The sequence below is a fragment of the Paraburkholderia fungorum genome, from assembly GCF_003610895.1.
GTDB lineage: Bacteria > Pseudomonadota > Gammaproteobacteria > Burkholderiales > Burkholderiaceae > Paraburkholderia > Paraburkholderia fungorum_B.
On sequence record NZ_MCAS01000042.1, the window covers coordinates 15468 to 38928 of the forward strand.

The 23461-nt window shown below is 60.1% G+C and carries 31 protein-coding genes and 1 tRNA gene; 23 read left to right on the forward strand and 9 right to left on the reverse strand.

The window, feature by feature from the left end; all coding sequences use genetic code 11:
* Positions 1–46 precede the first annotated feature (46 nt).
* Positions 47–922, reverse strand: coding sequence for a helix-turn-helix domain-containing protein (locus BCY88_RS30435; RefSeq protein ID WP_183081491.1), 876 nt, complete (start codon positions 920–922; stop codon positions 47–49).
* 392 nt (positions 923–1314) lie between these two features.
* Positions 1315–1389 (reverse strand) — tRNA-Arg (locus tag BCY88_RS30440).
* 216 nt (positions 1390–1605) lie between these two features.
* Here BCY88_RS30440 and BCY88_RS30445 point away from each other — a divergent pair.
* Positions 1606–2709 carry a site-specific integrase gene (locus tag BCY88_RS30445; protein WP_120347864.1) on the forward strand — a complete coding sequence of 368 codons (1104 nt, stop codon included), beginning with the start codon at positions 1606–1608 and terminating at the stop codon, positions 2707–2709.
* A 55-nt stretch (positions 2710–2764) separates the two neighbouring features.
* A complete protein-coding gene (locus BCY88_RS30450; RefSeq protein ID WP_147408573.1) occupies positions 2765–3820 on the forward strand; it encodes a hypothetical protein in 1056 nt (351 codons plus the stop codon).
* Positions 3821–3878: 58 nt separating this feature from the next.
* Here the strand turns inward: BCY88_RS30450 and BCY88_RS30455 are convergent, their stop codons facing one another.
* The 7 genes from BCY88_RS30455 to BCY88_RS30480 form a co-directional block, all read right to left on the reverse strand.
* Positions 3879–4112: a hypothetical protein gene (locus BCY88_RS30455; RefSeq protein WP_120347866.1), complete on the reverse strand. Its 234-nt coding sequence runs from the start codon at positions 4110–4112 to the stop codon at positions 3879–3881.
* Between the two features lies 1 nt (position 4113).
* Positions 4114–4242, reverse strand: a complete 129-nt coding sequence (locus BCY88_RS40495) for a hypothetical protein (RefSeq protein WP_259461558.1) — start codon at positions 4240–4242, stop codon at positions 4114–4116.
* Positions 4239–4634, reverse strand: coding sequence for a hypothetical protein (locus BCY88_RS30460; RefSeq protein WP_120347867.1), 396 nt, complete (start codon positions 4632–4634; stop codon positions 4239–4241). The genes BCY88_RS40495 and BCY88_RS30460 overlap by 4 nt, the downstream gene beginning before the upstream one ends.
* Positions 4631–4819, reverse strand: coding sequence for a hypothetical protein (locus BCY88_RS30465; protein WP_120347868.1), 189 nt, complete (start codon positions 4817–4819; stop codon positions 4631–4633). Before BCY88_RS30465 ends, BCY88_RS30460 begins: the two co-directional genes overlap by 4 nt.
* 20 nt (positions 4820–4839) lie before the next feature.
* Positions 4840–5079 (reverse strand): hypothetical protein, encoded by a 240-nt coding sequence (locus BCY88_RS30470; RefSeq protein WP_120347869.1) that lies wholly within the window; start codon positions 5077–5079, stop codon positions 4840–4842.
* 217 nt (positions 5080–5296) lie between these two features.
* A complete protein-coding gene (locus BCY88_RS30475; RefSeq protein WP_120347870.1) occupies positions 5297–5503 on the reverse strand; it encodes a hypothetical protein in 207 nt (68 codons plus the stop codon).
* A 430-nt stretch (positions 5504–5933) separates the two neighbouring features.
* A complete protein-coding gene (locus tag BCY88_RS30480; RefSeq protein ID WP_259461559.1) occupies positions 5934–6599 on the reverse strand; it encodes a LexA family protein in 666 nt (221 codons plus the stop codon).
* A gap of 98 nt (positions 6600–6697) precedes the next feature.
* Between BCY88_RS30480 and BCY88_RS30485 the strand changes: the two genes are divergently transcribed.
* The 21 genes from BCY88_RS30485 (at position 6698) to BCY88_RS30585 (ending at position 23443) form a co-directional block, all read left to right on the forward strand.
* Positions 6698–6973 (forward strand): helix-turn-helix domain-containing protein, encoded by a 276-nt coding sequence (locus BCY88_RS30485; RefSeq protein WP_120347872.1) that lies wholly within the window; start codon positions 6698–6700, stop codon positions 6971–6973.
* A 78-nt stretch (positions 6974–7051) separates the two neighbouring features.
* Positions 7052–7699 carry a phage regulatory CII family protein gene (locus BCY88_RS30490; RefSeq protein WP_310796137.1) on the forward strand — a complete coding sequence of 216 codons (648 nt, stop codon included), beginning with the start codon at positions 7052–7054 and terminating at the stop codon, positions 7697–7699.
* Between the two features lie 27 nt (positions 7700–7726).
* Entirely contained in the window at positions 7727–9091 is a 1365-nt protein-coding gene (gene dnaB / locus BCY88_RS30495; RefSeq protein WP_120347873.1) for a replicative DNA helicase, read from the forward strand.
* Between the two features lie 42 nt (positions 9092–9133).
* Positions 9134–10165, forward strand: coding sequence for a helix-turn-helix domain-containing protein (locus BCY88_RS30500; protein WP_120347874.1), 1032 nt, complete (start codon positions 9134–9136; stop codon positions 10163–10165).
* The gene (locus BCY88_RS30505) at positions 10125–10580 is read left to right on the forward strand and encodes a hypothetical protein (protein WP_259461560.1); all 456 of its coding nucleotides are present in this window, start codon (positions 10125–10127) and stop codon (positions 10578–10580) included. The genes BCY88_RS30500 and BCY88_RS30505 overlap by 41 nt, the downstream gene beginning before the upstream one ends.
* Positions 10581–10870: 290 nt before the next feature.
* Positions 10871–11434 (forward strand): helix-turn-helix domain-containing protein, encoded by a 564-nt coding sequence (locus BCY88_RS30510; protein ID WP_120347876.1) that lies wholly within the window; start codon positions 10871–10873, stop codon positions 11432–11434.
* A complete protein-coding gene (locus BCY88_RS30515) occupies positions 11403–13364 on the forward strand; it encodes a phage terminase large subunit family protein (protein ID WP_120347877.1) in 1962 nt (653 codons plus the stop codon). Before BCY88_RS30510 ends, BCY88_RS30515 begins: the two co-directional genes overlap by 32 nt.
* A gap of 9 nt (positions 13365–13373) precedes the next feature.
* Entirely contained in the window at positions 13374–13580 is a 207-nt protein-coding gene (locus BCY88_RS30520; protein ID WP_120347878.1) for a phage head-tail joining protein, read from the forward strand.
* Positions 13577–15091 carry a phage portal protein gene (locus tag BCY88_RS30525; protein ID WP_120347879.1) on the forward strand — a complete coding sequence of 505 codons (1515 nt, stop codon included), beginning with the start codon at positions 13577–13579 and terminating at the stop codon, positions 15089–15091. Before BCY88_RS30520 ends, BCY88_RS30525 begins: the two co-directional genes overlap by 4 nt.
* 19 nt (positions 15092–15110) lie before the next feature.
* Positions 15111–16214: a head maturation protease, ClpP-related gene (locus tag BCY88_RS30530; protein WP_404935750.1), complete on the forward strand. Its 1104-nt coding sequence runs from the start codon at positions 15111–15113 to the stop codon at positions 16212–16214.
* A gap of 36 nt (positions 16215–16250) precedes the next feature.
* Positions 16251–16595: a head decoration protein gene (locus BCY88_RS30535; protein WP_120347881.1), complete on the forward strand. Its 345-nt coding sequence runs from the start codon at positions 16251–16253 to the stop codon at positions 16593–16595.
* Positions 16596–16673: 78 nt separating this feature from the next.
* Positions 16674–17669, forward strand: a complete 996-nt coding sequence (locus BCY88_RS30540) for a major capsid protein (RefSeq protein ID WP_120347882.1) — start codon at positions 16674–16676, stop codon at positions 17667–17669.
* Position 17670: 1 nt separating this feature from the next.
* A complete protein-coding gene (locus tag BCY88_RS30545; protein ID WP_120347883.1) occupies positions 17671–17967 on the forward strand; it encodes a head-tail joining protein in 297 nt (98 codons plus the stop codon).
* Between the two features lie 13 nt (positions 17968–17980).
* Complete coding sequence (locus BCY88_RS30550) at positions 17981–18520, forward strand: phage tail protein (RefSeq protein WP_120347884.1); 540 nt, start codon at positions 17981–17983, stop codon at positions 18518–18520.
* Complete coding sequence (locus BCY88_RS30555; protein WP_120347914.1) at positions 18510–19067, forward strand: hypothetical protein; 558 nt, start codon at positions 18510–18512, stop codon at positions 19065–19067. Before BCY88_RS30550 ends, BCY88_RS30555 begins: the two co-directional genes overlap by 11 nt.
* Positions 19064–19747 (forward strand): phage baseplate assembly protein V, encoded by a 684-nt coding sequence (locus BCY88_RS30560; protein WP_120347885.1) that lies wholly within the window; start codon positions 19064–19066, stop codon positions 19745–19747. The genes BCY88_RS30555 and BCY88_RS30560 overlap by 4 nt, the downstream gene beginning before the upstream one ends.
* 77 nt (positions 19748–19824) lie before the next feature.
* Positions 19825–20055, forward strand: coding sequence for a hypothetical protein (locus BCY88_RS30565; RefSeq protein ID WP_120347886.1), 231 nt, complete (start codon positions 19825–19827; stop codon positions 20053–20055).
* Between the two features lie 2 nt (positions 20056–20057).
* A complete protein-coding gene (locus BCY88_RS30570) occupies positions 20058–20402 on the forward strand; it encodes a GPW/gp25 family protein (RefSeq protein ID WP_120347887.1) in 345 nt (114 codons plus the stop codon).
* Positions 20399–21292, forward strand: coding sequence for a baseplate assembly protein (locus BCY88_RS30575; protein ID WP_120347888.1), 894 nt, complete (start codon positions 20399–20401; stop codon positions 21290–21292). Before BCY88_RS30570 ends, BCY88_RS30575 begins: the two co-directional genes overlap by 4 nt.
* Entirely contained in the window at positions 21285–21854 is a 570-nt protein-coding gene (locus tag BCY88_RS30580; protein WP_120347889.1) for a phage tail protein I, read from the forward strand. Before BCY88_RS30575 ends, BCY88_RS30580 begins: the two co-directional genes overlap by 8 nt.
* Positions 21851–23443: a gp53-like domain-containing protein gene (locus tag BCY88_RS30585; protein WP_120347890.1), complete on the forward strand. Its 1593-nt coding sequence runs from the start codon at positions 21851–21853 to the stop codon at positions 23441–23443. Before BCY88_RS30580 ends, BCY88_RS30585 begins: the two co-directional genes overlap by 4 nt.
* Positions 23444–23461 lie beyond the last annotated feature (18 nt).

The following is a 23461-nucleotide window of genomic DNA, read 5'->3' on the forward strand; positions in this document are numbered from 1 at the left end:
GATCAGATTACGGAGATCTATGACGCGCCGCGCGCTCGAGCGGGCCCTACCTTTTGTCCGAACGGGCCATTCTCGTGCGCAGATCAGAAGGCGAATGGCCGCCGATGCGGCGCATTGCGCGCGCGAGGGCCGCGCCGCTTTCGAAGCCGACACGGAACGCTACTTCGCCAACCGGCAGATCCGTTTCGGCCAGCAGCCGGCAGGCGTTCTCATAACGCGTGCGCTGCTGGAACTCGCCGATCGAGAGGCCGGTGCCTTCGCGGAACAGACGCGTAATGTGGCGGCGGGAGATGCCGAAGCGTTCTTCCAGAGCGTCGAGCGGAATGTCCTGATCGGCATGGCGGGTTATGAAGGCTTCGAGTTCGGCGACCAGCGCCATGCCGTGCTCTTGCGGCGAAGCTCCCGGCACCGTCTGGCCGGTCATGACCTCGCCGATGCACTGCATCAACAAGGCCGACGATAGGGCCTGGCGGACGGTCGGGCCGCCATAGCTCCCCATGTCGTTGCGCAGCGAGAGTTCCTGTAGCGCGCGAATCGCGGAGGTTCGATGCGCGAGAATCGGGGCGCGCGTGCGTCGGCGGAATTCACCGAGCGAGCCAGTCCTGGCATCGAGTCTTTGCAGTGCGTCTTCCGTCACGTAGATCGCAACGTGCGTGTGGGTCGCGAATCCCGCCCGTGTCTGATGCGCCCGCCCGGGTGGCACTACCGCGAAGCGATCCTGCGACAGCCAGGTGCCTCCGCGCTGGTCTTCATGCTTAAGCTCGACGGCGCCGTGGCTCGGCAGGATGAACATCAGGCAATCGTGCCAGTGCCACGGCATCGCGTAAGTGCCGCCGCCGGTGAGCGTCGCGTGTCCATCGTCGGCGGCGACCAGCAGGTCTTTGTCGGCGGGCTGACAGAGTTGGTCGAACGATCGCAGCATGGCGATACTCCCATGCGATATGAAATGGGTGTCGTGCTTTGTGCCGGGTTTCGGGTTGATGCGCGTCGCCGGACGCGGTCGGGAAAGGGTAGAGCCGGCATGCACGAGATGTGGCGCAGGGTAGCAGGGCAAAAAAACGGGGGATATTGCGTTTTCCACCGATGCTGGGGTGGGAAGTGGCGGACTGATGGGGCCCTTATGCGTACAACGTTGAATCGGTTCGCGAGCACTTTGTTGACAGCGTAGTGGATCGTCGCGTAGATACTCTGGAGCGCAGCCAGTCGTCGACGTTTCCGACGCGGTGCGACTGGACGGCGCTGTAAATGGAAAACCCCGCGAAGCGTGACTTGGCGGGGTTTTGGGCATTTTTTCAGACTTCCTGGGAAGCGATCTGGTCCCCCCGACAGGAATCGAACCTGTATCTAGCGCTTAGGAGGCACTTGTTCTATCCATTGAACTACGGGGAGATAGATGTTTTCAATGGGTAGACTGGAGCCTTGCTGCTATTGGCTCAAGCCTTATCCCGTGGGCGTTTCCGGCATTTCTGCTTCTTCCTAAATGAAGCGCCGTGACAGCCTGTGAACCCCAGTTTATAGCAGCGTCTGCTACACTTTTGCTACAAATCGGTCCTGTAGCACCGAAAAATGATCTGGTACTGCTACAGTTTTCGATCGGGGAAAAACATGGCTTCAATCCTGCCAGTTGGCAGTCGCTGGCGTGCCCAGGTGCGCAAGCGAGGGCAGAGTATAGCAAAAACGTTCAAAACGAAAGGTGCGGCTGAAGCCTGGGCGCGGGCCAAGGAAGTCGAGATCGACAACGGCCAGAATGCCGTGGATGCGGCCACCGTCAAGGTCGGTGAGCTCGTCAGGAAATACCGCGAAGCGCGCGCAGACTCCGGCCGGCCGGTCAAGGAAAAGTCAAACGAGGACTACATCCTGAAGCGACTGGAAGATGCGTTCGAAAGTGACTTTGCAGCGAAGCTCACGACACAACGTATCGTCAAGTTTGCGCAGGATCGTAGGAAAGCCGGCGCCGGTGGCTATACCGTCGACATGGATATCTCGAAGCTCGGCACCGTCCTGCGCCACATGGGGTCATTGCTCGAATTGACGCTGCCCGATGCGATCGGTACGGCTCGTCCGACGCTCCACCATCTGCGCCTGATCGAAGCCGGCGGCAAGCGTGAGCGTCGACCAACTCCCGAAGAAATCGAGAAAATCTTTGCGTGGTTCGCCGAGCATCCGGAGCGTCAACAGGCGATGCCGGATCTGTTACGCGTCGCCATGCAGTGTGCGTTTCGACGTGGCGAGCTGTTCAACCTGCGCTGGGATGATATCGACGCCGAGAATCACCTCGCGCTGGTGCGCGATCGCAAGCACCCCCGGCAGAAGGTCGGCAACAACGAGTGGATCCCGCTGATTGGCGACGCGTTCGAAGTCATCATGCGGCAACCGCGTTACCCGGTGCCGCCGGAGTACACCGAGAAGCGCAAGGCAGATCCGAAGACGCCGCCGCACAAGAATGACTACATTTTCCGGTTCGACAAGGGAACCGCGAGCAAGTACTTCAAGCAGGCCTGCGACGCCAAGGGCATCGTCGATCTGCATTTTCATGACCTGCGCCATGAAGCGACCAGTACACTTTTTGAAGCTGGTTGGCAGATCCCGGAAGTGGCCGCAGTGACAGGGCATAAGGACTGGCGCAATCTTAAGCGCTACACTAATCTGGATCCGGTGCAAGTTGCTAAGAAGGGGCGCTTGAGACTAATTAAAGCGACATCGAGCTGACTGCCATCTAGCCATGGCGACTCGTGCTGTGGCCAACTACTTGAGTGGGATTGCCATGATTGCAGATCAGAAGTCAGCATTAGATGCGGCCCGTGCCACTGCCATTCAGCTATTGGATGCTATGGAGACCGAGGATCTCCCTGTGGAGCGTTACCTCATGCTGGCAAAGCGACTCGCCCGGCTGATGAGAGACAACGATGGGCAGACATGGCTTGGTTTGGAAACAACGGGGTATCCGAGCAGTTTTGATATTTCAAAGCTTGGCGATAGCGCTCTTTATGCCACACGTGTTGGTCGCATAACGCCAGATGGCCAGCAATATTACACTGCAAGCTTACCTCAGTTGGAAGGTGAGTATTTTGCGCAGAAGATCCGCCTTGAGAGTGCCGCGCCGAAGGCCGCTACCGGCAGTGCTCAGGATTTTTTGGTGGCAAACGCTACGCAACGGATGTTCAACAATCAGTCGGTTGCTTTCAACGAGCTGAAGGAAGCATATGTCAAGACTTCAGCCCTTTTTACTGCTTTCAAAGGTGCTTTGCATAGCTATGCAACCGACGCTCTAATATCGCTACAGTTTGGCGACGTAGCCGAGTCGATATTCGATCAATTGCGTTACGAGGTTGACGCTTTCGTACGGACGCGAGCGCCGAAAGCGGCGGAGAAGCTGGTCGCGATTGCAGCTAGGATCGGGGAAGGGAATCCTGAGGCGTTGGCAGAAGCGTTGGCGTCGTGCCGACGACTTCTTTTGAGCCTTGCAGATTCGCTATTTCCTCCCTCGGAGGTTGAATGGAGGTCCAGCAGCGGAAAGGCGCGTAAGGTCGGCGTTGACCAATACAAAAACAGATTGATTGCGTTCATCGAGCAGGGAATAACATCGGACGGCACGAAGGCGTTGCTTGAAAGCGAGCTCGACCATCTATGCGCGAGGCTCGATGCGGTGTACGACAAAACCAATAAAGGCGTGCATGCCGACGTGACGCTCGAAGAGGCGCGCCTGACGATCATACAGGCCTACATATTCATCGGTGAACTGGCCCGGGTGGACCGCGGTGTGTTGCGAGAGACCTCGCCAGCGACCCCATTGTCTGGCGACTCTGACATTGCTGTTTGAAATCTAGCCTGAATATTCATGGTCCGTCATCTTCGCCGCGGCCGGTGGATTTCCGCGATCATGCGATTGCCAGTGCTCGAGCCTTTTCCGACATTTTGTCGAGGTAGTCGGCTACAGCGTCATAAGCGGCGTAGCGTGCGGCCCCCTCTTTGTAGGTCGGAATTGGAAACGTTTCGGCGCTGACCTGGTTGCGAATCGTGCCCTCGGACATTGCCAGCAGGGTCGCGAGTTGACCCATGGTCAGGCGTACGCCGAATTTCTCTAGGATATACGCGCGAGTCAGTAGTCCCATCTCATTCCCTCCCGTTGACGACCGGCAACGGTCGCACAAGCCCGATTTCCAGATTGACGAATGCGCCGCAGCCGACGAGTGCCATGCTCACGCGTTTCTCGGGAAAATGCGCAGGCGTAATGTGCGTCATGCATCCCTCCGCAAGAGAGGCGTTTTTCTCCACCAAAATGGGCCGAAATCGCGGCCTATCAATGCAGCGCATTCAGTGACCGCGCGGCGCATCGCGCGGCGCCGTTCAGCGCAATCCAGGTCGGGCAGCTTGTCGACGTTGATGTCTTCGTGCGTGAAGATTCGCATCGCACCAACGCCAGCCATTGCAGCGACATACTCATTGTGGTGATTGACATCGACGCGGGCTGCGGCTGCCAGCTTGTGCGAGTCGGAGTCGTGCTTCAACGGATTGAAGGGACGCCAAGGTGCAGTGGTGTCGTGGCGCGGCCGTACGTGGACGGCCGCGTGGTAGCGGCGCGTCTCCAGATTCGCTGCGCGCGCAGCATAGTAAATGATGTCAAGTTCGTTCATGCGGGCTCCGGAATCTTGCGCGCGACGTCGGCGAGGACCTTCGGTGGCATGGACATGCAGAGCCGGCACAAGGGGAACGCGACACTCGGCGTGACGTTCATGCGCAGCTGGGCGCCTTCGGTCGTGGTTAATATGATGAGTGTCGCTTTCTGGGCGAGCGAGGACAACGATGCAAACAGGGACATTTGTGTTTTCTCCGTGGAAGCTAAGGACGGTGCTGCTGTGAGCGCCACTCGACGAACGGGCGACGCAGGAGGTTGTGAAAGCGTTCGGCCGCGACCTGGTCGGTTGGGAGAGTGCTACGGCTGTCGATCTTGCAGACCGTGCGGATGATTTCCGCGGCTTCGTCGGCAGTCAGTTGATCAACTTGAGTCGCAGACGAAAGCCACTCGCGAAACTTGGGATCGCGCGGCAGCATGCCGGCGAGCTGGGCAATGTTTGGCATGTTGATTCGTCAGCCCGCGAGGGTGTCGTAGTTTCGATCGGAGAGGTCGTCTTCGCTGGGGTAACGTCCCGTCCCATCGACGCGATACCTGCAGAAAAACGAGCCGCGCCAATGCGAAAACCAGTGGCCCTCGGCGGGTGATCGAAATGATCTGGATGTTTGCGCATGAAGTGGCGAGTCGCACAATGGCTGCAGCGAACGTGATATCGCATCGTGGTCAGTCGTCGTAGTCGCCACTCGCACGACGCTTCACGTCGCCTTGCTGGTGCTGCCGGCGCAACTCGCGCGCTTCGCGTGCGCGCGCCGACGCTTCAAGCGTGCGGCGCACTTCGGCGCTGGCGATTGCCTCTTCGAAACTCCCGGTCTTGTGAAGCAACTGCCATTCAATGCGCAGCAGGTGGGATGGAAGCGGGCTCTTTTGCATGGCGCGTCTTAGATACGATGAGCCGATACGGACGCTGCAGTCTGCGGCTCGTCGTCCGCATTGACTGCTGAGATTGCGACGCACACGGCTGCGCTTATCAGGCAGATCAGCCACAAAGGCATGGGCTTTTTCGTGCGGCTCATGCTTCAGCCCCGCACGCGAACGACTTCAGTCACGGAAACGCAACCGGTGACATGCATTGTCTGTTGGGCGGCACTGACTGCGTCAGCAGCCTTTATCTGAATGAACTGCGAGAGCGGGCTCGGCTCCTGGCCCTTCATAAGGTAGTAACAGTGGTAGCTTTTCATGGCATCCTAAAAATGCGTGACACGCATATATGGAGATGCATTCTACGCAAACTGCAAGATGCGTCAAGCGCAAATTTTGGCGAAAAAAAAGCCCGCATATGCGGGCTTGTGTTGGATTGCTCTTAGCGTCTTCGTCGGTATCGACGATGCTCAACCATGACACCGATTATCTGCAACCGCATTTGGTCGCTGCGGATGGATGAGTAATCCGGGTTAAGCGGCACGAGTTCGAATATCTCCGCACCGGCTTCGGTAAGACCGCGCGGCCGGTATTTTTTAAACGTTGCTTCCTCTTTCCCATTCTTAGCTACAACGAAGTCGCCGGGTTGTGGCTGGATAAGGGGATCGATAATTACCTTATCCCCCTCACGAAAATCAGGTTCCATTGATTCGCCTTCGATCAGAAGGGCGAATGAGTTGGGCGACACGTCAATGTCTGTCTCGAGCCACTCGTGGGCCCAGCCTACTGGTAAAGAATCCACCACTTCCGTCAACATCCCCGCTTGAATCGAATTAATAACCGGAATGCGTCTACTACCCATAGTCGATGGGGAGACGTTCTGCAATGCAGGATCCCGGTAAAGCTCTGCGGGGCTTGTGCCTAATTCTTTTGCTATTTTCCTTAGCATTTCGTCGCTGCAGCCTTGCTTGCCGCGTTCAAGGCGCGAAATGTTGCCTACATCGCTCTCAATGCGAGTGGCGAGTTCAAGGATGGTCAGGCCCCGTTCCTTACGAAGGTTACGGATGTTGGACCCGAGAATCAACCTCAATTGAATGTTTCTTTCCATACACTGATTGTTCATCTCAGATGCGTGTGACGCAAAGCGTGTTGCGCATTTTCGATGCGCGCTTTAAGATGCGTGTCACGCATATTTTGTGAGTGACCATGGAACAGACCCAAGTCGAAACTCCGCTGCGGCGCTTGCGTAAGTGCCGGGGCTTAACGGTTGCGGAGGTGTCGCTCGCGATTGGCATTGATCAAGGCAACCTGAGCCGCATCGAGCGTGGCGAGCAATTTTCGCGGCGTGCGGCCGCGGCGCTAGTTGCCTACTACGGTGCCGAGTCCATTTCCGAGCTCGAAATACTGTATCCCGACCGTTTTCCGAGGATGGCGGTATCGCAGGCTCCCTGCGGTGTTGATGCCACGCGCGCCAAGAATTGAGAGAACGCGAGTTCCTCGCGGCGCGCTCGTACCGACAGGCTGATCGCTTTCTTGATCCTTTGCTTGAAGCATGCGCCTTTGCTCGCCATTTTCGCATGTTCGAGGGCGATCTCCTTTTTGTTCATTCGCTTCACCGTTTTGCTGTGGACGAACGAATCGTATGAAAACGAAGCGTGCGTAAACAGCATGAAAAATAGTTATCCACAAGGGGTTAGTGTGACCTGCCGATACAGCGACACAACATGGATCGATGTCCTTTATACGTCGGTACTCAAGACGCCGGGGAAGGTAGAGGACGCCGCGCGCTTTCTGACCGAGCGGCGTGGGATTCGCCTTACCGGCGAATCACTTCGTCTGAAGCTGCGTGAAGTCGAGGGCGCCAGGATCTCGGGCGAAATGTTCGAGCTGATTGTCGAATGGATGCTCGAAAAGAACCAGCCGCATGCGCTCGATGCGGTGCATGCATTCAACGTGCGTTTCGGATTGGTTGCCTCATTGGCCCCCCGCCCAGATGCCCGCGACGGCATAACTGCGCTCGTGACGGCCGCACTTGGCGTCAGCGACAAGACCGGCAAGCTTGCTGAGGAGGTGCGCCGTTCGGCAGAAGACGGCGTGATCGAGCCGCGCGAAGTCGAGGCAATCGAAAGAATCGGGCGCGATGGTCAGCGCCAGATCGAACAGACGATCACGATCGCGCGCGCAGCAGCGGCTCTGAATCGGGTTTAACTCGCACTTCGCATACCGGGGGAATACATGGGTGCAAATGACCCATTGGAAGCGCGCGACCCTATTGCGTCGATAGAGTCTGAGCAGGCCGTGCTCGGCGCGCTAATGCTTGATAACGAGGCGTTCGATCGAATCGTGCACCTCGTCGGCGAAAAGGACTTCACGCTGCCCGAGCATCGTTCGATTTTTCGCGCGATCTCGCGGATGCTGGCCACACAGCGTCAGGCAGACGCGGTCACCATATACGAGTTTCTGTCGGCCCATGGATCGAAGATCCGACAGCCGCTCCAATACCTCAATGAGATCGTTCAGTCGACGCCGAGCGCCGCGAACGTGGTGCGTTACGCTGAGATCGTGCGCGCGCGTTCGCTGCTGCGCGCGACAATGGCCGCGGCGCGACAGGTCATCGATCTTTGTCACAACACGGCCGGGCGCGAGGTGCTCGAAATCATTGATCAGGCGCAGGCGTCTTTTATGCGGCTATCTGACGTCGATCAGCGTGCCGATGGCTTCACCGCGATCGTACCCGCGCTCACGCGCGTAGTTGAACGCGTGGATGAGCTTTATCACAAGGGGCCGGCTGCCGGCATCACCGGGACAGCGACGGGCTTTGATGATCTCGACCGGATGCTCGATGGCATGCACGGTGGCGAGTTGATTATCGTCGGCGGACGGCCATCGATGGGCAAAACCTCGTTCGCCATGAACATCGCAGAGCACGTGGCGATTCGCCTGAGATTGCCCGCCGCCGTCGCGTCGCTCGAAATGCCAACTGAGCAACTGACGCAGCGCATGCTCGCTTCACAGGCGCGCATCAACCAGCATCGGCTGCGCACCGGCAAGCTCGAGCAGGATGACTGGCCGCGACTCACGCATGGCGTGCAGTTGATGGCCGATGCGCCAATTCATGTTTTCGAGGGCGCGGGCCTCACTCCGACCAGCCTTAAGGGCAAGTTGCGCCGGCTGAAACGTGAGCTTGGCCAACTTGGCGTAGTGGTGATCGATTACCTGCAGCTGATGAACGGCGACGGCTCGCACAACGACATGCGCGCCGCGGAATTGAGCGAGATTTCGCGCTCGCTGAAGCTGATCGCGAAAGAGCTGAAGGTACCTGTGATCGCGCTCTCGCAGCTAAATCGAGGTCTTGAGCAGCGGCCGAACAAGCGGCCCGTGATGTCCGATCTGCGGGAGTCCGGCGCGATCGAGCAGGACGCGGACGTGATTCTCTTTATCTATCGGGATGAGGTCTACAACCCCGACAGCGCTGATCGCGGGACGGCGGAAATCATCTGCGCCAAACAGCGCAACGGGCCGATCGGCACGGTGCGCCTTACCTTCCAGAACGCATTAACCCGGTTCGAGAATTTCGCCTCGCCGGGAAGTGGGCATTGATCTATGGCAACTGTAACTCCGTTTTTTACCTGGCGCCGTGCCATGACCTGCAGCGATTTACCGTCGACTACCAAGCTGGTGCTGTTTGTCGTCGCGGAATACGCGAACGCGGTCGATGACATCGTGTGGCCGTCAATCGAATCGCTCGCGGAAAGAGCATCGTTATCCGAGCGGGCCGTTGCAAAGCACCTTGCGATAGCCGAGCGTGATGGCTGGCTGGCGCGCTGGAAGTCGCGCAGGCCAAATCGCAAGTGGGCGCATTCACACTATCGATTCTCGATTCCCGCAGCCGTCGCAAAGCAGCAGCGCGACGCGATTGATCTGGATCTCGCGGCGGCGTCGGAGGGTGATGAAGTTTTGAACAAAGATGAACGTCGTTCCAAGCGCGCTCAAGAAATGGGCAGTTCGGAACCACGTGCAGGTAACTCAGGCGAATTGAATGAACCATGTTCAGGTAACTCGGCCGCATCAGGCGAACAAGGTGCAGGAGATCCGGTTGACGCTGTCCCGGACGCAGTTGATTCCGAAAGTTACCTGCACCACGTTCCTACTAAGTACCCAGTAAACAGAAATTGTATAAAACCCTCTCTCTATCAACCCACAGTGGTAAACGAAGCCACAGGCGTTCAGAGAGAAAAACCCGATGAACAGAGTTTGTCAATTGCGTGGTGGATGTTCGAACGACTGAAGGCCGATGATCCGGGAATTGCAAAGCCGGACATGGAGGTGTGGGCGCGCGAGGTGGACGCAATGATCATGCTCGACGGTCGCGAGACTGACGCAATGGCACGGCTGTTCGGCTACGCGCGGCGCGACAGCTTCTGGGCGAAAGTCATCACGTCACCGGCGCGTCTGCGGAAAAACTGGGAAGAGCTTCGCGTTCGTCGAAACGGTGCGATTGCGTCGAAGCAAGCGCAAGTGTCGACTCAAACAACGTCAAGCGCACCAGACGACCGGGTCTGCGCTCACGTTGAAAACGGCTGCCGATGCACGCATGCGGCAAGCACGATTATTGGCGCCGGCTCAGCACGGCGTGGCTATTGCCGACAGCACATCGGCCTTTACGAAGATTGAATCGGGGAACCCTATGACACTTGATGAGCGTTTGAATAATTGGGCCCGTGCGCAGCGCGGCGGCAGCGGCCATGGTGATTCGATGGTGGCGACGATTTACTTTCCTACCGTCGCGGGCGCATCGATTGACACAACGCTCGACGGCGAAGATGCGCAGAAAGTCGAGCTGGCGTGTCGCGGATTGATGCCTCTGGATCGCAAGGTATTGCAGATGCATTTCGTCTGGCGCGCGCATCCGGCAGTCATCTGCCGCCGGCTTGGACTGAAGGCTCGGCCGACATCGATCTTCGATCTGGCGCTTGCTCACGCGAAGCGGGCCATCGAAGAAAAGCTCGCTGATGTGAAGCCGCAGTACGTGTCGATGCAGGCCATCATCGATCGCCTGAAAGAGAAACCGCTTGCGGAAACAAAGTAGCTCTACTACACTCCGATCCACAATCTGATTCCGGTTCCTACCGAGTGACGCGGCCTTTTCCGGGCATGCGTTCGCCTGAAGGAATTTAAAGCCTCGCCGCTCATGCGTCGGGGCTTTTTGCATTGGACAATCGAAAGAGTCGGTCGTCTGCACGGATAGGTCGCGCTGTGCTGCTTCGGCTGGGTGCGACAGGATCGTGACGCGGCCGGGGACCCTATAGCCGTTCTGGACACGGGGGCTCACACCCGCGTTTTTTCTCTACTGGTGATTCTCCAAGGGGGGTCATATTCATGCCAACCCAACAGCAGATCGCCGACCACCTGGACCTCGATCAATCGGCCGTTTCGCGCCTCGTCGACAAGCTCGGCATCGACTACCGGCAGGCGTCGATCGATGACGTTAGGATCGAGTACATCCGGCATCTTCGCGGGATCGCGTCCGGTCGTGTAGGTGATGGCGGGTACGACCTCGCCACTGAGCGCGCGATGACCGAGCGTGTGGAACGCGAGATCAAGATTCTCACGCTCGCGGAGAAGAAGGGGCAGCTCGTCAATGCGGAACAGCTGGAGCGTGCTTATGGCCAGATGGTTGGCGCCTTCCAGTCGGATCTGCTGTCGCTGCCGGACAAGATCGCGCAGGAGCTGCGCACGCTCTATGGGGTCGACGTCGATGTCGAGCTGCTGAATGAACACATTAACGGATGTCTCGAGCAGCTGGCTCGATACGACCCAGACAGTCCGAGCAGTGATCCGGCGCCTGGCGAAGCTGCTAACGCCAGCCGAGAAGATCGGGACGACGGACTGGGCGAGGCGTTATCGCCGTTTGAGCGCGAAGGCAGCGGCGAGCCCGGGTAAATACAACCCCGAGATCACGCCGTGGGTGCACGGCATGCACGCAGCGCTCGACGATCCGCGCGTGCAGAAGGTCGTCTGTATGAAATCGGCACAGGTGGCGTGGACTGACGGCGTTCTGCTGAATTACGTTGGGCGGCGTATCGATATCGATCCGTGCCCGATGATCATCATGTTCGCGAAGGAAAAGTCGGCCAAGAAATTCAACCTCGAGAAGTTCGAGCCGATGGTCGAGGTGACGCCGCGCCTATCCGCGAAATTGCCCGTGCATGCGGGGCGCGACAAGAACAACCTGTGGGACCACAAGACGTTCGTACGAGGCTTTCTCAAGTTCATCACCTCGAATGCACCGGACGACGTGAAGTCGACGCCGGCACCAGTGGTTGCGGTGGAGGAGCCGGACGATGCGAACCAGAACGTTCGCGAGCAGGGCGATTCCATCACGCTGCTCGAGGAGCGAAACAAGAGCTATTCCGATAGTCGCCGCAAGGTGATTTTCGGCGGCACGCCGACAATCGATGGTTTCTCGCGCATCGCACAGGCCTATGAGTCGTCCGACCAGCGTCGGTATCTGGTGCCGTGTCCCGATTGCGGTGAAGAGCATGAACTGGCATGGGACAACGTTACCTGGTCTGAAAATGCCGAAACGCCGCACGAGGTCTTTGGTCTGGCGACACCCGGTTCCGCGCGTTACGCGTGTCCCTTCTGCGGCAGTCTGTGGGATGACACGGCGCGCTTTCGCGCGGTGCGCCGCGGCCGGTGGGTAGCGACGGCAGCGTTTCACGGCGTTGCCGGCTTTCGTCTGAACGAGCTGGTGTCGCCATTTCCTGGCTCGCGACTCGCTGAACTCGTGAAGAAGCGGCTCGTCGCGGAGAAAGCACTGCGCGCGGGTGACGATACGAAAATGCGATCGTTCGTCAACAACACTGAGGGCCGACCGTACAAGTACGAGAGCGATATCCCTGAAATCGATCTGCTCGCCGAGCGTGCGCTCGACTATGGCGTCTTCACGGTGCCGGTCGGCGCCTTGGTGCTCACAGCCGGTATCGACGTGCAGCATGACCGGATTGCGATCGTGCTGCGCGCGTGGGGGAGAGGAGAAGAAAGCTGGCTTGTGCTGTGGGACGAACTGTACGGCAACGTCCTTGAGCAGGGCACTGATCCGATGGTGGGTGGCGTGTGGGGTGCGCTGACCGACATGTTGACGCAGGGCTATCGGCACGCGAACGGTTGGGTGTTGCGTGTGAAGGCCGCGTCGATCGACTCATCGGATGGCTCGACGTCAGATGCGGTCTATCGCTTTGTGCGTATCGCACAGAAGCGCGGTATCAACATCATGGCGATCAAGGGCGCGAAGGACGTCGGCGCGGAGATATTTAGCGTGCCGAAGGCCTCGGTCGACTCCGTACGCAACAACAGCAAGGCCGCGAAGTACGGTTTGCGTCCGTTTATGGTGGGCGTGAGCAAGGCCAAGGATCTGATCCTCGACAACCGGCTGAAACTCGAAGGTGACGGCCCGGGCCGCATGCACTGGTACAAAGGCGTGCGTGCCGACTATCTGCAGCAGGTCACCGCGGAAGTGAAGGTGCCAGGTCGTATCGGCAGCAAGCGCGTCTGGCAGAAGAAAGCCGGTGCACGTAACGAAGCGCTCGATTGCGAGGTGTACGCGTTGCACGCGGCGCGTAGCGCCAAGACGCATCTCATGACGGAGGCGCACTGGATGCTCGAGCAGCATCGCTTGTCGCAGGTCTCGCTCTTCGACGCGGTGCCCGTTGCCACCGGCTTGCCGCAGATGGCGGACATCGAGCCGCCAACGGATCCACCCACGGCAACTGCCGTGTCCGGCAGTACACACGAAACCCCGCCTCCGAGCGGGGTTTCGCGCATTCAGGGCCGTCGAACGGCACGGTCAACGTATTTGAAGCGCCGATAGGAGCAGGTTATGGCATACACAGCGGCGGATCTCGCCCGCATCCAGTCCGCGATTGCCAAGGGCGAACTCGAAGTCCAGTACGCGGACCGCAAGGTTCGTTACCGCTCGATTGCAGAATTGCGCGAGGCCCAGACCGAGATTGTGCGGGGGCTTGATCGCGCGACTCCCCGATCGCGTGTGTTTCGCCTGCGTCATGGCGGCAAGGGGGTGCGATGAAGGGATCCTATCCATCGCTCGCCCAGCGCGGTTTCGTCATGCCAACGCGCCTGAAAGCGGCAGCGTACGAAGCCGCGAGTTCGGCAGGCGCGCGCGGGCGATCGTGGCAGACATCGAGTGCCGGGCCGAACGCTGCAGCGGTGCAGAACCTGCCGTTGATCCGCAGCCGGGCGCGCGATGCGATTCGCAACGACCCGTGGGCGAAGACGGCGATTGCGCGGCTGGTATCGAACACGATCGGCACGGGAATCCAGCCACATCCGCAACATCCGGACCCGGCTATCCGACGACAGCAAAAGCAACTTTGGGACGACTGGGTCGGCGAGTCCGACGCAGATGGTCTGCTCGATTTTTACGGTCAGCAGACGCTCGCGGCGCGTGCGTTCTTTGGCGACGGCGAGGTGCTGGTGCGCCGGCGCATGCGTCGTCCTGATGATGGACTTTCGGTACCGCTGCAACTTCAGGTGCTCGAGGGCGATCTGCTGCCGGTCGAAAAAAACGAACTGCGACCGAACGGCGGGGAAATCATCAACGGCGTCGAGTACGACGCAGATGATCGTCGGGTTGCCTATCACCTGTTGCGTCGTCATCCGGGTGAATACAACCGGATGAAGAACGCCGGGATGGTGACCGTGCCGGTGCCGGCGGATGACGTTGCGCACGTGTTCCAGCCGTTGCGCGCAGGTCAGGTCCGCGGTGTCCCGGAGTTGTCGACGGTGCTGCTGCGTCTGCACTCGCTCGACAACTTCGACGATGCCGTGCTGTTCCGGCAGGAAATCAGCAACCTGTTCGCGGGCTTTCTGGTCAAGCCGAACGCGGAACCTGGCCTGGGCGGTGATCCGGTCACTGGTGAAGGGTTGGTTTTCGACTCGGACGGTTTCTCGCCGGTTGTGTCCCTTGAGCCAGGAACCGTGCAGGAGCTGGCACCAGGCGAAGACATGCGCTTCGCGACGCCACCCGGCGCCGGAGCAGATTACGGCCCGTTCATGCGGCAGCAGCTAATGGCCGCCGCCGCATCGGTGGGCATGCCGTACGAGATTCTTACCGGCGATCTGCGGGAGGTTGGCGACCGCGTGCTGCGGGTGCTTCTGAACGAGTTTCGACGCTCGATCGAGCAGCTGCAGTGGAACATCTTCATTCACCAGTATTGCCGTCGCGCCTGGGCGTGGTGGGTTGACGCGTGTGCGTTGTCAGGTGCCATGCCGATGCCGGACTTTCATCGTACGCGTCGCGAATATCTGCGCGTGCGTTGGGTGCCGCAGGGCTGGCCGTATATCCACCCGGTGCAGGACGTGAACGCGCAGAAGCTGGCGATCCGATCGGGGCTGACGAGTCGTTCGGCGTCGATCCTGAAGCAGGGTGAAGACCCGGAACAGGTCGACGGAGAAAACGCCGCGGACAACGCGAGAGCTGATCGGCTTGGTCTGAGTTACGACACCGATCCCCGCTCGCGCGACATCGCGGGTGACATCGCACATTCAAAGGCAGGAACCGTAGATGAAAAACCGTAAGTGGTGGGACATCAAGGCGATGACGAACGCGCAGGGCGTGGCTGTCGCCGAGATCCGGATCTATGACGAGATCGGATTCTGGGGCACCGATGCAAAGACGTTCATCGCCCAGCTCGACACCGCGGCGGCCGGCGCGGCCGAATTGATTGTCGCTGTGAATTCACCGGGCGGCGACGTCTTCGATGCATTCGCGATCTACAACGCGCTGCGTCGTTATGCCGGCAAGGTCACTGCGCGCGTGGATGGTGTGGCCGCATCCGCAGCCGGGCTGGTGGTGATGGCGGGCGATCAGGTCGTGATGCCCGAAAACGCAATGCTGATGATTCACAACCCCTGGACAATCGCGCTTGGCACGGCGGCGGATCTTCGCAGCACGGCCGACATGATGGACAAGGCGCGCGATGGGATCCTTGCGGCGTACCGGAGAAAGAGTGGTCAAACAGACGACGAGCTGACCGCGATGATGGATGCGGAGACGTGGCTCACGGCACTTGAGGCGCAGTCGCTTGGTTTTTGCGACGTGATCGAAGAGCCGGTGCGACTCGCTGCGTCGACGAATGCGGCGGGCCTACTCGCCCGGTTCAGGAATTCGCCCGAGCCCGTGCAGGCGCTGGTCGAAACAGGCAGCGATGCGCCTTCGCCCACAGCCCCGGGGGGCGATGACCCTCCGGTCAATGATCCACCAGCAGAAAACCCACCTGCGCCCGCGCCACAGGATCCGGAGACGGTCGTCGTGCGGGAAGAGCCGGGCGTGCTGGCGGCCCATGTGTTCAACACCTGCCGTACAGCAAATCTGTCCATGTGCGCGGAAAGCATCATGACGCTCACCGCATTGAAGGATCGCCCAACGATCGACGCGGCAATCCGGAACGCCACAGACATCGCTGGGCTGTGCCTGGCTGCAAAGCTTCCTGAGCTGACCGCCCAGTTTGTGGGCGACGGACTCGATTCCGATCAGGTGCGCGCACGACTGTTTGATCGCGTCACGCAGGCGCAACCGCGTGTGAATAACCGGCAGCAGCCGGTCGACGGTAACGCGGGCGGATCCGCACAAGGTTCGATGCCAGGTCCAAGGGCGTCGTCCATCTATGCCGCTCGTAAGGGCAATACGAAATCACTTTGATAACGGCCCATTGGGGCGCAGACAAGGAGCTGCTGTATGACCATCATCAAAACCCAAGGTACATCCACTGGCGAGTTCCTTCTGTCGGAAGGTGAGGGCCGCATTTCACGTGAACAGATCATCGTTGCGAAGGGCGATGCGTTGTCGGCCGGGCAACTGCTCGGCACGACCGGCACCGGCGAATACGCGCCTTATAACAACGCCGCGGCAGACGGTTCCGAAATCGCGACGGCGATCCTGTACGCGCCACTTGCGGCGTCAACGGATCCACGTCCGGCCGTCGGCGTTGTGCGTCTTGCGGAAGTCGCTGAGGCTCGCCTGACTGGGCTCGATGCAGCCGCGCGCAGCGACCTCGCTGCCCACTACGTGATCGTGCGCTAGACCGCGCTGTCGTTCTGGTCATGCGGCCGTTTCTGAACGTCGACGGTTGCATCACATACACATTTCAGGAGAATCCTTATGGCGGATATCGCCCTTCTTAACGACGACGCGTTCTCGCTGTCGTCGCTTAGTGCAGCTATCAACGAGCAGCCGCAGGTGCCAAGCCGGCTCGCGACCCTCGGACTTTTCGAGGAAGAGGGCATCACGACCACCGTGGTGCAGATCGAGCGCGACGGCGACACGCTGGCACTCGTCCCGACCGGGCAGCGTGGTGCCTCCGGTGTCATCGTTGTTGGCAGTAAGCGAAACATGATTCCGTTTAACACCGTGCATTTGCCGCAGCGTGCGGCGATCGGCGCCGACGAGATCCAGAATCTGCGCGCATTTGGGTCCGAGACCGATTTAGAAGCGATCCAGACCGTGATCAACAAGCGCCTTGCCAAGATGCGCCGCCAGCTCGACGCCACGCACGAGTTTCACCGCATCGGCGCGGTCAAAGGATTGATCCTCGATGCCGATGGAAAATCGGTTGTTGCGGACCTGCTTGATCGTTTTGGCATTAAACAAACGGTGATCAGTTTCGAGCTGGGCAAGGCCGACACCGAGATCCGCATCAAGTGTGCAGATCTGCTCGACACGATTGAGGACGCGCTCGGCAATACGCCGTTCAGCGGTGTGCGCGTGCTGTGCGGTCGCAACTTCTGGAACCGTCTCATTGTCATGAAGGCGATCAAGGAAACCTATCTCAATACCGCGATGGCGTCGGCGCTGCGCGGCGACGCGCGCGACACGTTCGAGTTTGGTGGCTGTACCTTCGAGCGCTATCGCGGCCGCGTCGGCGACATCGGCTATGTGGCTGACGACGAGGCGTGGGCGGTGCCGGAAGGCGTGCCGGATCTCTTCATCACGCGTTTTGCGCCTGCGGACTACATGGAGACGGTCAACACGAACGGCTTGCCTTATTACGCGAAACAGGAGCTGATGGATTTCGGCAAGGGCATTGAGCTCGAGGCACAGTCCAATCCGATCCACCTGTGCACGCGTCCGAAGGCCGTCATCAAGCTGACGGCCTGACATGGCGTTCCGTGATCTGGTCGCGGACCTCGATGACGCTGTGATCCGCGATCTGGCCGACGACGACATCACGGTCGACGGCAAATCGGTGCGCGGCATGTTCGCCGCGCCCTGGCTTGGACCCGATCTCGGACGGCAGCGCACGCAGCTCGAGCATCCGCAGGTGAGCGTGCGCGATGCCGATGCCGTCGCGATTCGCGAGGGCAGTGTTACGACGGTTGGCGTCGACGAATACGTTGTGTTCGAACTGCAACCTGACGGTACGGGCTGGACGGTCCTGCTGTTAAGACCTGGTTGATGAGGCCACGCTGATGGACGCACTGAAGGTTGAGATTGACGTCAGGGAAGTGACTGCTGCCCTGCATGGACTGTCGCCGTCTTCCATGCAGGCTGCGTGGCGCCGCACGCTGCGCAAGACCGCAGCCTGGATCAGAAGCCAGACAGGCAAGGAAGTTTCCCGCGGTACGCAGATCCCGCAGAAGGTGATCCGTAGCCGGCTGTACTTCTTCATGCGTTCGGCTGATTCGGGCAAGGTCTGGCTCGGATTGAATCCAGTCGAAGCACACCGGCTTGGCTCCGTGCGTGAAACGAACAGGGGCATGCGCGCGGGACGGTTCACCTTCGATGGCGCATGGCGGCAGACAAAGGCGAAACCCGATGGCCCGATCTACCAGCGAAGCGGCAAGGCCCGCACGCCGTTCGAGGTCGTGACGGTGAACTGGTCGAAGACCGGCGACCCGGCGTTTCGTCGGGCGGCGCAGATGTGCGAGGCACGACTGATGGTCATCCTGCGGCAGGAAGTGAACTACGAAATCCAGAAGGCGATTGGAGGTATCCGGCGTGCTCGATAACCTGAAAACGCTGCATGACGCGATGATCGCGGGCCTGCGTGCCAGGCTGCCCGATATCTCGCCGATCGATGCGTATCCGCGCATCGGCCGGAAGATTCCAACGCCCAGCATTGCGCTCGAGCTGTCGGAAATGGAACCGGGACACGATCCCGGCACCGGTCAGACGTCGCTGATCGGGCGCTTTCAGGCGCGGGCGATTTTTGATCCACTTGGCCCCCACGCGGATCTCGCTGTGCGCCAACTGGCCGCGCGCATTGCGTGCGCCGTGCATGCGCAGACGTGGGACGTGCCGGTGACCCCGGCCAGACTGGTGCAGATCGGGGACGATCCCTTCAAGCCCGAGCTCGACGCGTATCTCGTCTGGCTCGTCGAGTGGACCCACGAGTTTGATCTCGGCGACGTGGTGACGCCGTTTCCACCTGATGTTCCGTCTGACGCGCCGGCGGTGCTGTGGGGCGTTGATCCGGACACGGGTAGCGCGGACGGACGCTACTGGGACCCCGCGCAGGATCTGCCAGAAGGAGTGGCGACAGGAACAGGGACATGAGCGACTACGAGATTGGCGAGATCGATCGGCTGATCGCCAGCATTGTGCAGGCGGGTTTCATCGACAGCGTGCAATACGATCCGCCCCGCTGCCGCGTGCGTAACGGCGAATGGGTCAGCGCGCTGCTGCCATGGAAGACGCTGGCGGCCGGGCGGGTTCGCACCTGGTGTCCGCCATCGGTCGGCGAGCAGGCGATCGTGCTGGCGCCGTCCGGCACGCTTGCCGGCGCATTCGTACTGGCCGGTTTCTACAGTGACACACACGGCGGTGCGAACGGCAACGCCGCGAACCTGACTGCAACCGATTATCCGGACGGAGCGTACGAGCACTATGACCACGAAGCGCACGAATACGTCATGTCGGTTCCGGCTGGCGGCCGGATCGTTTTCCGCATCGGCGAAACGCAGATGGAACTGACGGCTTCGGGCATCACGCAGACCGCGCCGAAGCTGCTCGTCGATGCGCCGGACTCGACCTTTACTGGTAACAGCACGACGCAGAAGCGCCTGACGTTCCAGGGCGGCATGACCGGTAGCAATGCGGCGGGCGGTCCTGCATCCGAGATCGACGGCGACGCGAGCTTCACAGGCACCGTGAAATCGAAGGGTGTTTCGCTGCCAGATCACCAGCACTTTGTGAGGCAGGAAGGTGCGCCGAGCGATCCGCCATTGAAAGAATAGAGCCATGAACTCATGGACCATCAGGAAAGTGACTTTGACCTCGCCTGCGCGCGAGGTTTTTTTATTGGAGTTCCGATATGCCGCAAGAGCGCGAGATTCCGAAGTTTGCACGGCTACCTGGGCCTACCGACGTGACAGAGGCCGTGCAGGTTACGTTCCGCGACCGGGCTTTCAGATCGCGCACGATCGTATTCGAAGACGGCAGCACACGGGCAGTCGACAGGAGCACTGTCGTGCTATCCGACCAGGAACAGATCGCCGCGCTTGAGCGCCATCCGGAATTCGAACGCGCTGCGGACGGATCCTGACGATGGGCGCGAACACGGCGCTCGTTGGTATGGACCGGCAGACGGGTAAGCCGATTACCGGCCTGGTGCATCTGAAACAGAGCATTGGCGACATCCTGTCGACGCGAAAGGGTACGCGACGCGAACGCCCTGAATATGGCTCCGATGTTCCCCGGATGGTCGATCTGCCGATATCGCGTGGCTGGATTTCGTCAGCGCAGTCCGAAGCTGCCCGCGCGATCGGGCGTTGGGAGCCTCGAATCAAGGTGTCTCGCGTCGCGGTCGCATCGATCGTTGACGGCAAGGTGACCTTTCGCATTCAGGGCGTCTATGAAGGGGACGACTTGGTTTTCGAGGTGACAACGTGACAACCATTGATCTGACTGCGATCGATCCACCGGATCTGGTCGAAATGCTCGACTTCGAAGATATCTATCAGGAAAAGCTTGAGCATTTCAAAAGCATTTACGCGGACTGGAGTGCGGCGCTGGAGTCCGATCCCGTGGTGAAACTTATCGAGCTTGCGGCGTACCGCGAAGTGAGGCATCGCGCGCGCGTCAACGACGCCGCGCGGGCCGTCATGCTGGCCTTCTCGACCGGTGCCGATCTCGAGCATCTGGCGGCATTGCTTGACATCGGACGGGCGATCATCGATCCGGGCGACGCAGACGCCATCCCACCTGTCGCGCCAACGCTCGAGGGCGACGACAGGTTGAAGTTGCGCGCGCAGATGTCGATCGAGCGCTCGACTGTTGCGGGTCCCTCCGGCAGCTACATTGCACTGGCAATGAACGCATCAGCGGACGTGCTGGATGTGAAGGTTGATCGCCCGAAGGCGGGGACCGTCCGCGTGACCCTGCTGTCAGCAGCTGGCGATGGCGTACCGGTCAGGCAGTTGATCGACACGGTGACGGCAGCACTGACGCCGGAAGAGGTGAGGCCGCTGAACGACGAGGTGCTGGTGACTGCTAGTGAGCGCGTCGATTTTAGTGTGGTGGCCGACGTCTATGTCGGTAGCGGGCCGGGGCGGGAAGCCGTTTTCGAGGCACGTCGCGAGGCACTAAACAAGGCAATCGCCAGTGCACGCAAGCTGGGCGCCGGAATGTCGCTTTCCGCTATCTACGGTGCTTTGCATCCGCCTGGGTCTGGTGTGGTCGATGTCGATCTGCGATCGCCGACCGCGCACGTCGTTTGTACGCCGCGGCAGTTCGCCAATTGCACGTCGATCGTGCTGAACATGAAGGTGGACGATGCGTGACGCCCTTTTGCCAGCTAACCAGACACCGCTGGAAACGGCGTTGGCGATTGTCATGGCCCCGCGTGTCGATCCGGAGATCCTGCGCACGCTCTGGGATGCCGACCGATGCCCTGCTGGCTGGCTGCCCTGGCTCGCATGGGCGCTTGCCGTCGACGGTTGGGAGCTGGCCGAGTCCGACGACGCGCGTCGCGCGCTTATCAAGGCTGCGATCCCACTGCACCAGAAGCGCGGCACGCCATGGGCAATCCGCGAGGTTATCCGGCGGCTCGGCTTTGGCGAAGTTGACCTTGTCGAAGGGCGCAACGTGCGCCGGCGCGATGGCACGGCTCTCTATAACGGCGATTGGGTCCACGGCCGCGATCGCGGCGAATGGGCGCAATACATCGTACGACTCAGACAGCCGGTTACCCGCGACCAGGCGGACAACCTGAAAGCCGTGCTTGAAAGGTATGCGCCGCAGCGCTCGGAACTTTACAAGCTCGATTACACCGCCGCACCGCTTCGCCGCAATGGCGTAGGCCGGTACGACGGCCAATACAACAGAGGGAGTATCAACGCATGACGAACCTTGTCGAAGCCGAACAGTGGGAAGAAGGTATCCGGCAATTCGAAACGTCTGACGCCGTCATGGGTGGCCCTGACGGCGTGGACAATATTCCGCCGCGCCAGCTCGCAAACCGCACGACATGGCTACGCGCCCGGCTGCAGGACGGCGGCGCAACCTATGCGCCCGACACCGGCACAAAAAACAATATCGTCGTGAACCTCACGCCGGCTGCTACCCAGCTCGTCGAAGGCATGGAAGTGTGTTTTGTTGTCGCCTTCACCAACGACGACGCATGCACGCTCACGCCGAACGGCACGGCCAAGGGCGGCATCGCCCGGCTACCGCTCTATGGCGGCGACCATGCGAATCTGTCGGCGAGCGATCTGCCGGCAGGCACGCAGGTTCGCGCACGCTTCACGAAGACTCTGAACGTCGCCGCCGGCGGCGCATGGGTAATCCAGTCCATCACCGGCGGCATGGCGCGCACGGTGACGCCGCCGGTGGGCGACATGTCCACGCGTGCCGCGAACATGGCCGCGCTGTTTCAGGCGACAGACGGGCGGCAAACGGTTGACGTGGCGGGCGACGCCGCAGTGAAGCTGACCGCCGATCAATACGGCGTCGCAATGCTGTCACTCGCCGGCGGCCTGACCGCGCCGAAGGATTTACTTTTCCCGGCTCAAACGGGTCAGTGGATCATCGAAAACAATGCAACCGGCAATTTCAACATCACCGCCAGAGTCGCCGGTGGCGTTGGCGTCGTGCTGCCGGTTGGTTCGCCTGTCATCGTGTGCAGCGACGGCAAGGTAATGAAGTTCGCAAGCGCGGGCGGGCAGGCGGGTTTTAGCGGGATGCCTGTCACCGGCAAGACGGGCACGAGCCTGACCATCATAGGCGGCTATACGCCTGGTGCGCTGATGATCGAAAAAAACGGCGCGATGCTCAAGCCAGGCACCGCGGCTTCGCCCGACTTCATCGCCATAGACGGTTCGACCGCCAACTTCGCCGTGCCGCTTGTCGCAACTGATGACCTGATGATTTACGTGTTCTCCACCTTCAGCGTGGCGAACGCGGTGAAGAAATCGGGCGACAGCATGGGAGGCCCGCTCGCGCTGTATGACGGTTCGACCGCACCGACGCCGGCACCCGGCGACAACAGTCAGAAAGTCCTGAATACGGCCTGGTTCAAGAGTGAACAGGCCGCCGAAGGCAATCAGGGAACCGCGAAGGTTGCAACACAGCCGCAGACCAATGCGGGCATTGACGACACCACCATCGTGACGCCCAAGAAACTGCGGGCCGGATTCTCGATTCTCCTTGCTGCCAATGGTTATTTCGCTTTCCCGTCGTGGTTAGGCGGCCTGATTTTGCAGTGGGGAAAGATGACCACGGCAATCGGGGCTTTGGGGTCTGCAAATCAGTTACTGCCGCTTACGTTCCCTAACACCGTTCTGATTGGATTGTGTGCCCCTATTCAGACTGGCGCCTGGATGGGCACGAATCCCAGCATCGGCGTTACGGCAACCAACAGCTTGATTACTGTCTGGAACAACAACCAGACGGCCATCTCTCCATACACGTGGTGGCTCGCCATCGGATATTAGGTTCGGCAGGCATTTAGC

Coding starts and splice junctions, on each gene's coding strand:
- BCY88_RS30435 (WP_183081491.1), bottom strand. CDS start 922: ATGCTGCGATCGTTCGACCAACTCTGTCAGCCCGCCGACAAAGACCTG.
- BCY88_RS30445 (WP_120347864.1), top strand. CDS start 1,606: ATGGCTTCAATCCTGCCAGTTGGCAGTCGCTGGCGTGCCCAGGTGCGC.
- BCY88_RS30450 (WP_147408573.1), top strand. CDS start 2,765: ATGATTGCAGATCAGAAGTCAGCATTAGATGCGGCCCGTGCCACTGCC.
- BCY88_RS30455 (WP_120347866.1), bottom strand. CDS start 4,112: ATGGGACTACTGACTCGCGCGTATATCCTAGAGAAATTCGGCGTACGC.
- BCY88_RS40495 (WP_259461558.1), bottom strand. CDS start 4,242: ATGACGCACATTACGCCTGCGCATTTTCCCGAGAAACGCGTGAGCATG.
- BCY88_RS30460 (WP_120347867.1), bottom strand. CDS start 4,634: ATGAACGAACTTGACATCATTTACTATGCTGCGCGCGCAGCGAATCTG.
- BCY88_RS30465 (WP_120347868.1), bottom strand. CDS start 4,819: ATGTCCCTGTTTGCATCGTTGTCCTCGCTCGCCCAGAAAGCGACACTC.
- BCY88_RS30470 (WP_120347869.1), bottom strand. CDS start 5,079: ATGCCAAACATTGCCCAGCTCGCCGGCATGCTGCCGCGCGATCCCAAG.
- BCY88_RS30475 (WP_120347870.1), bottom strand. CDS start 5,503: ATGCAAAAGAGCCCGCTTCCATCCCACCTGCTGCGCATTGAATGGCAG.
- BCY88_RS30480 (WP_259461559.1), bottom strand. CDS start 6,599: ATGGAAAGAAACATTCAATTGAGGTTGATTCTCGGGTCCAACATCCGT.
- BCY88_RS30485 (WP_120347872.1), top strand. CDS start 6,698: ATGGAACAGACCCAAGTCGAAACTCCGCTGCGGCGCTTGCGTAAGTGC.
- dnaB (WP_120347873.1), top strand. CDS start 7,727: ATGGGTGCAAATGACCCATTGGAAGCGCGCGACCCTATTGCGTCGATA.
- BCY88_RS30500 (WP_120347874.1), top strand. CDS start 9,134: ATGACCTGCAGCGATTTACCGTCGACTACCAAGCTGGTGCTGTTTGTC.
- BCY88_RS30510 (WP_120347876.1), top strand. CDS start 10,871: ATGCCAACCCAACAGCAGATCGCCGACCACCTGGACCTCGATCAATCG.
- BCY88_RS30520 (WP_120347878.1), top strand. CDS start 13,374: ATGGCATACACAGCGGCGGATCTCGCCCGCATCCAGTCCGCGATTGCC.
- BCY88_RS30525 (WP_120347879.1), top strand. CDS start 13,577: ATGAAGGGATCCTATCCATCGCTCGCCCAGCGCGGTTTCGTCATGCCA.
- BCY88_RS30530 (WP_404935750.1), top strand. CDS start 15,111: ATGACGAACGCGCAGGGCGTGGCTGTCGCCGAGATCCGGATCTATGAC.
- BCY88_RS30535 (WP_120347881.1), top strand. CDS start 16,251: ATGACCATCATCAAAACCCAAGGTACATCCACTGGCGAGTTCCTTCTG.
- BCY88_RS30540 (WP_120347882.1), top strand. CDS start 16,674: ATGGCGGATATCGCCCTTCTTAACGACGACGCGTTCTCGCTGTCGTCG.
- BCY88_RS30545 (WP_120347883.1), top strand. CDS start 17,671: ATGGCGTTCCGTGATCTGGTCGCGGACCTCGATGACGCTGTGATCCGC.
- BCY88_RS30550 (WP_120347884.1), top strand. CDS start 17,981: ATGGACGCACTGAAGGTTGAGATTGACGTCAGGGAAGTGACTGCTGCC.
- BCY88_RS30560 (WP_120347885.1), top strand. CDS start 19,064: ATGAGCGACTACGAGATTGGCGAGATCGATCGGCTGATCGCCAGCATT.
- BCY88_RS30565 (WP_120347886.1), top strand. CDS start 19,825: ATGCCGCAAGAGCGCGAGATTCCGAAGTTTGCACGGCTACCTGGGCCT.
- BCY88_RS30570 (WP_120347887.1), top strand. CDS start 20,058: ATGGGCGCGAACACGGCGCTCGTTGGTATGGACCGGCAGACGGGTAAG.
- BCY88_RS30580 (WP_120347889.1), top strand. CDS start 21,285: ATGCGTGACGCCCTTTTGCCAGCTAACCAGACACCGCTGGAAACGGCG.
- BCY88_RS30585 (WP_120347890.1), top strand. CDS start 21,851: ATGACGAACCTTGTCGAAGCCGAACAGTGGGAAGAAGGTATCCGGCAA.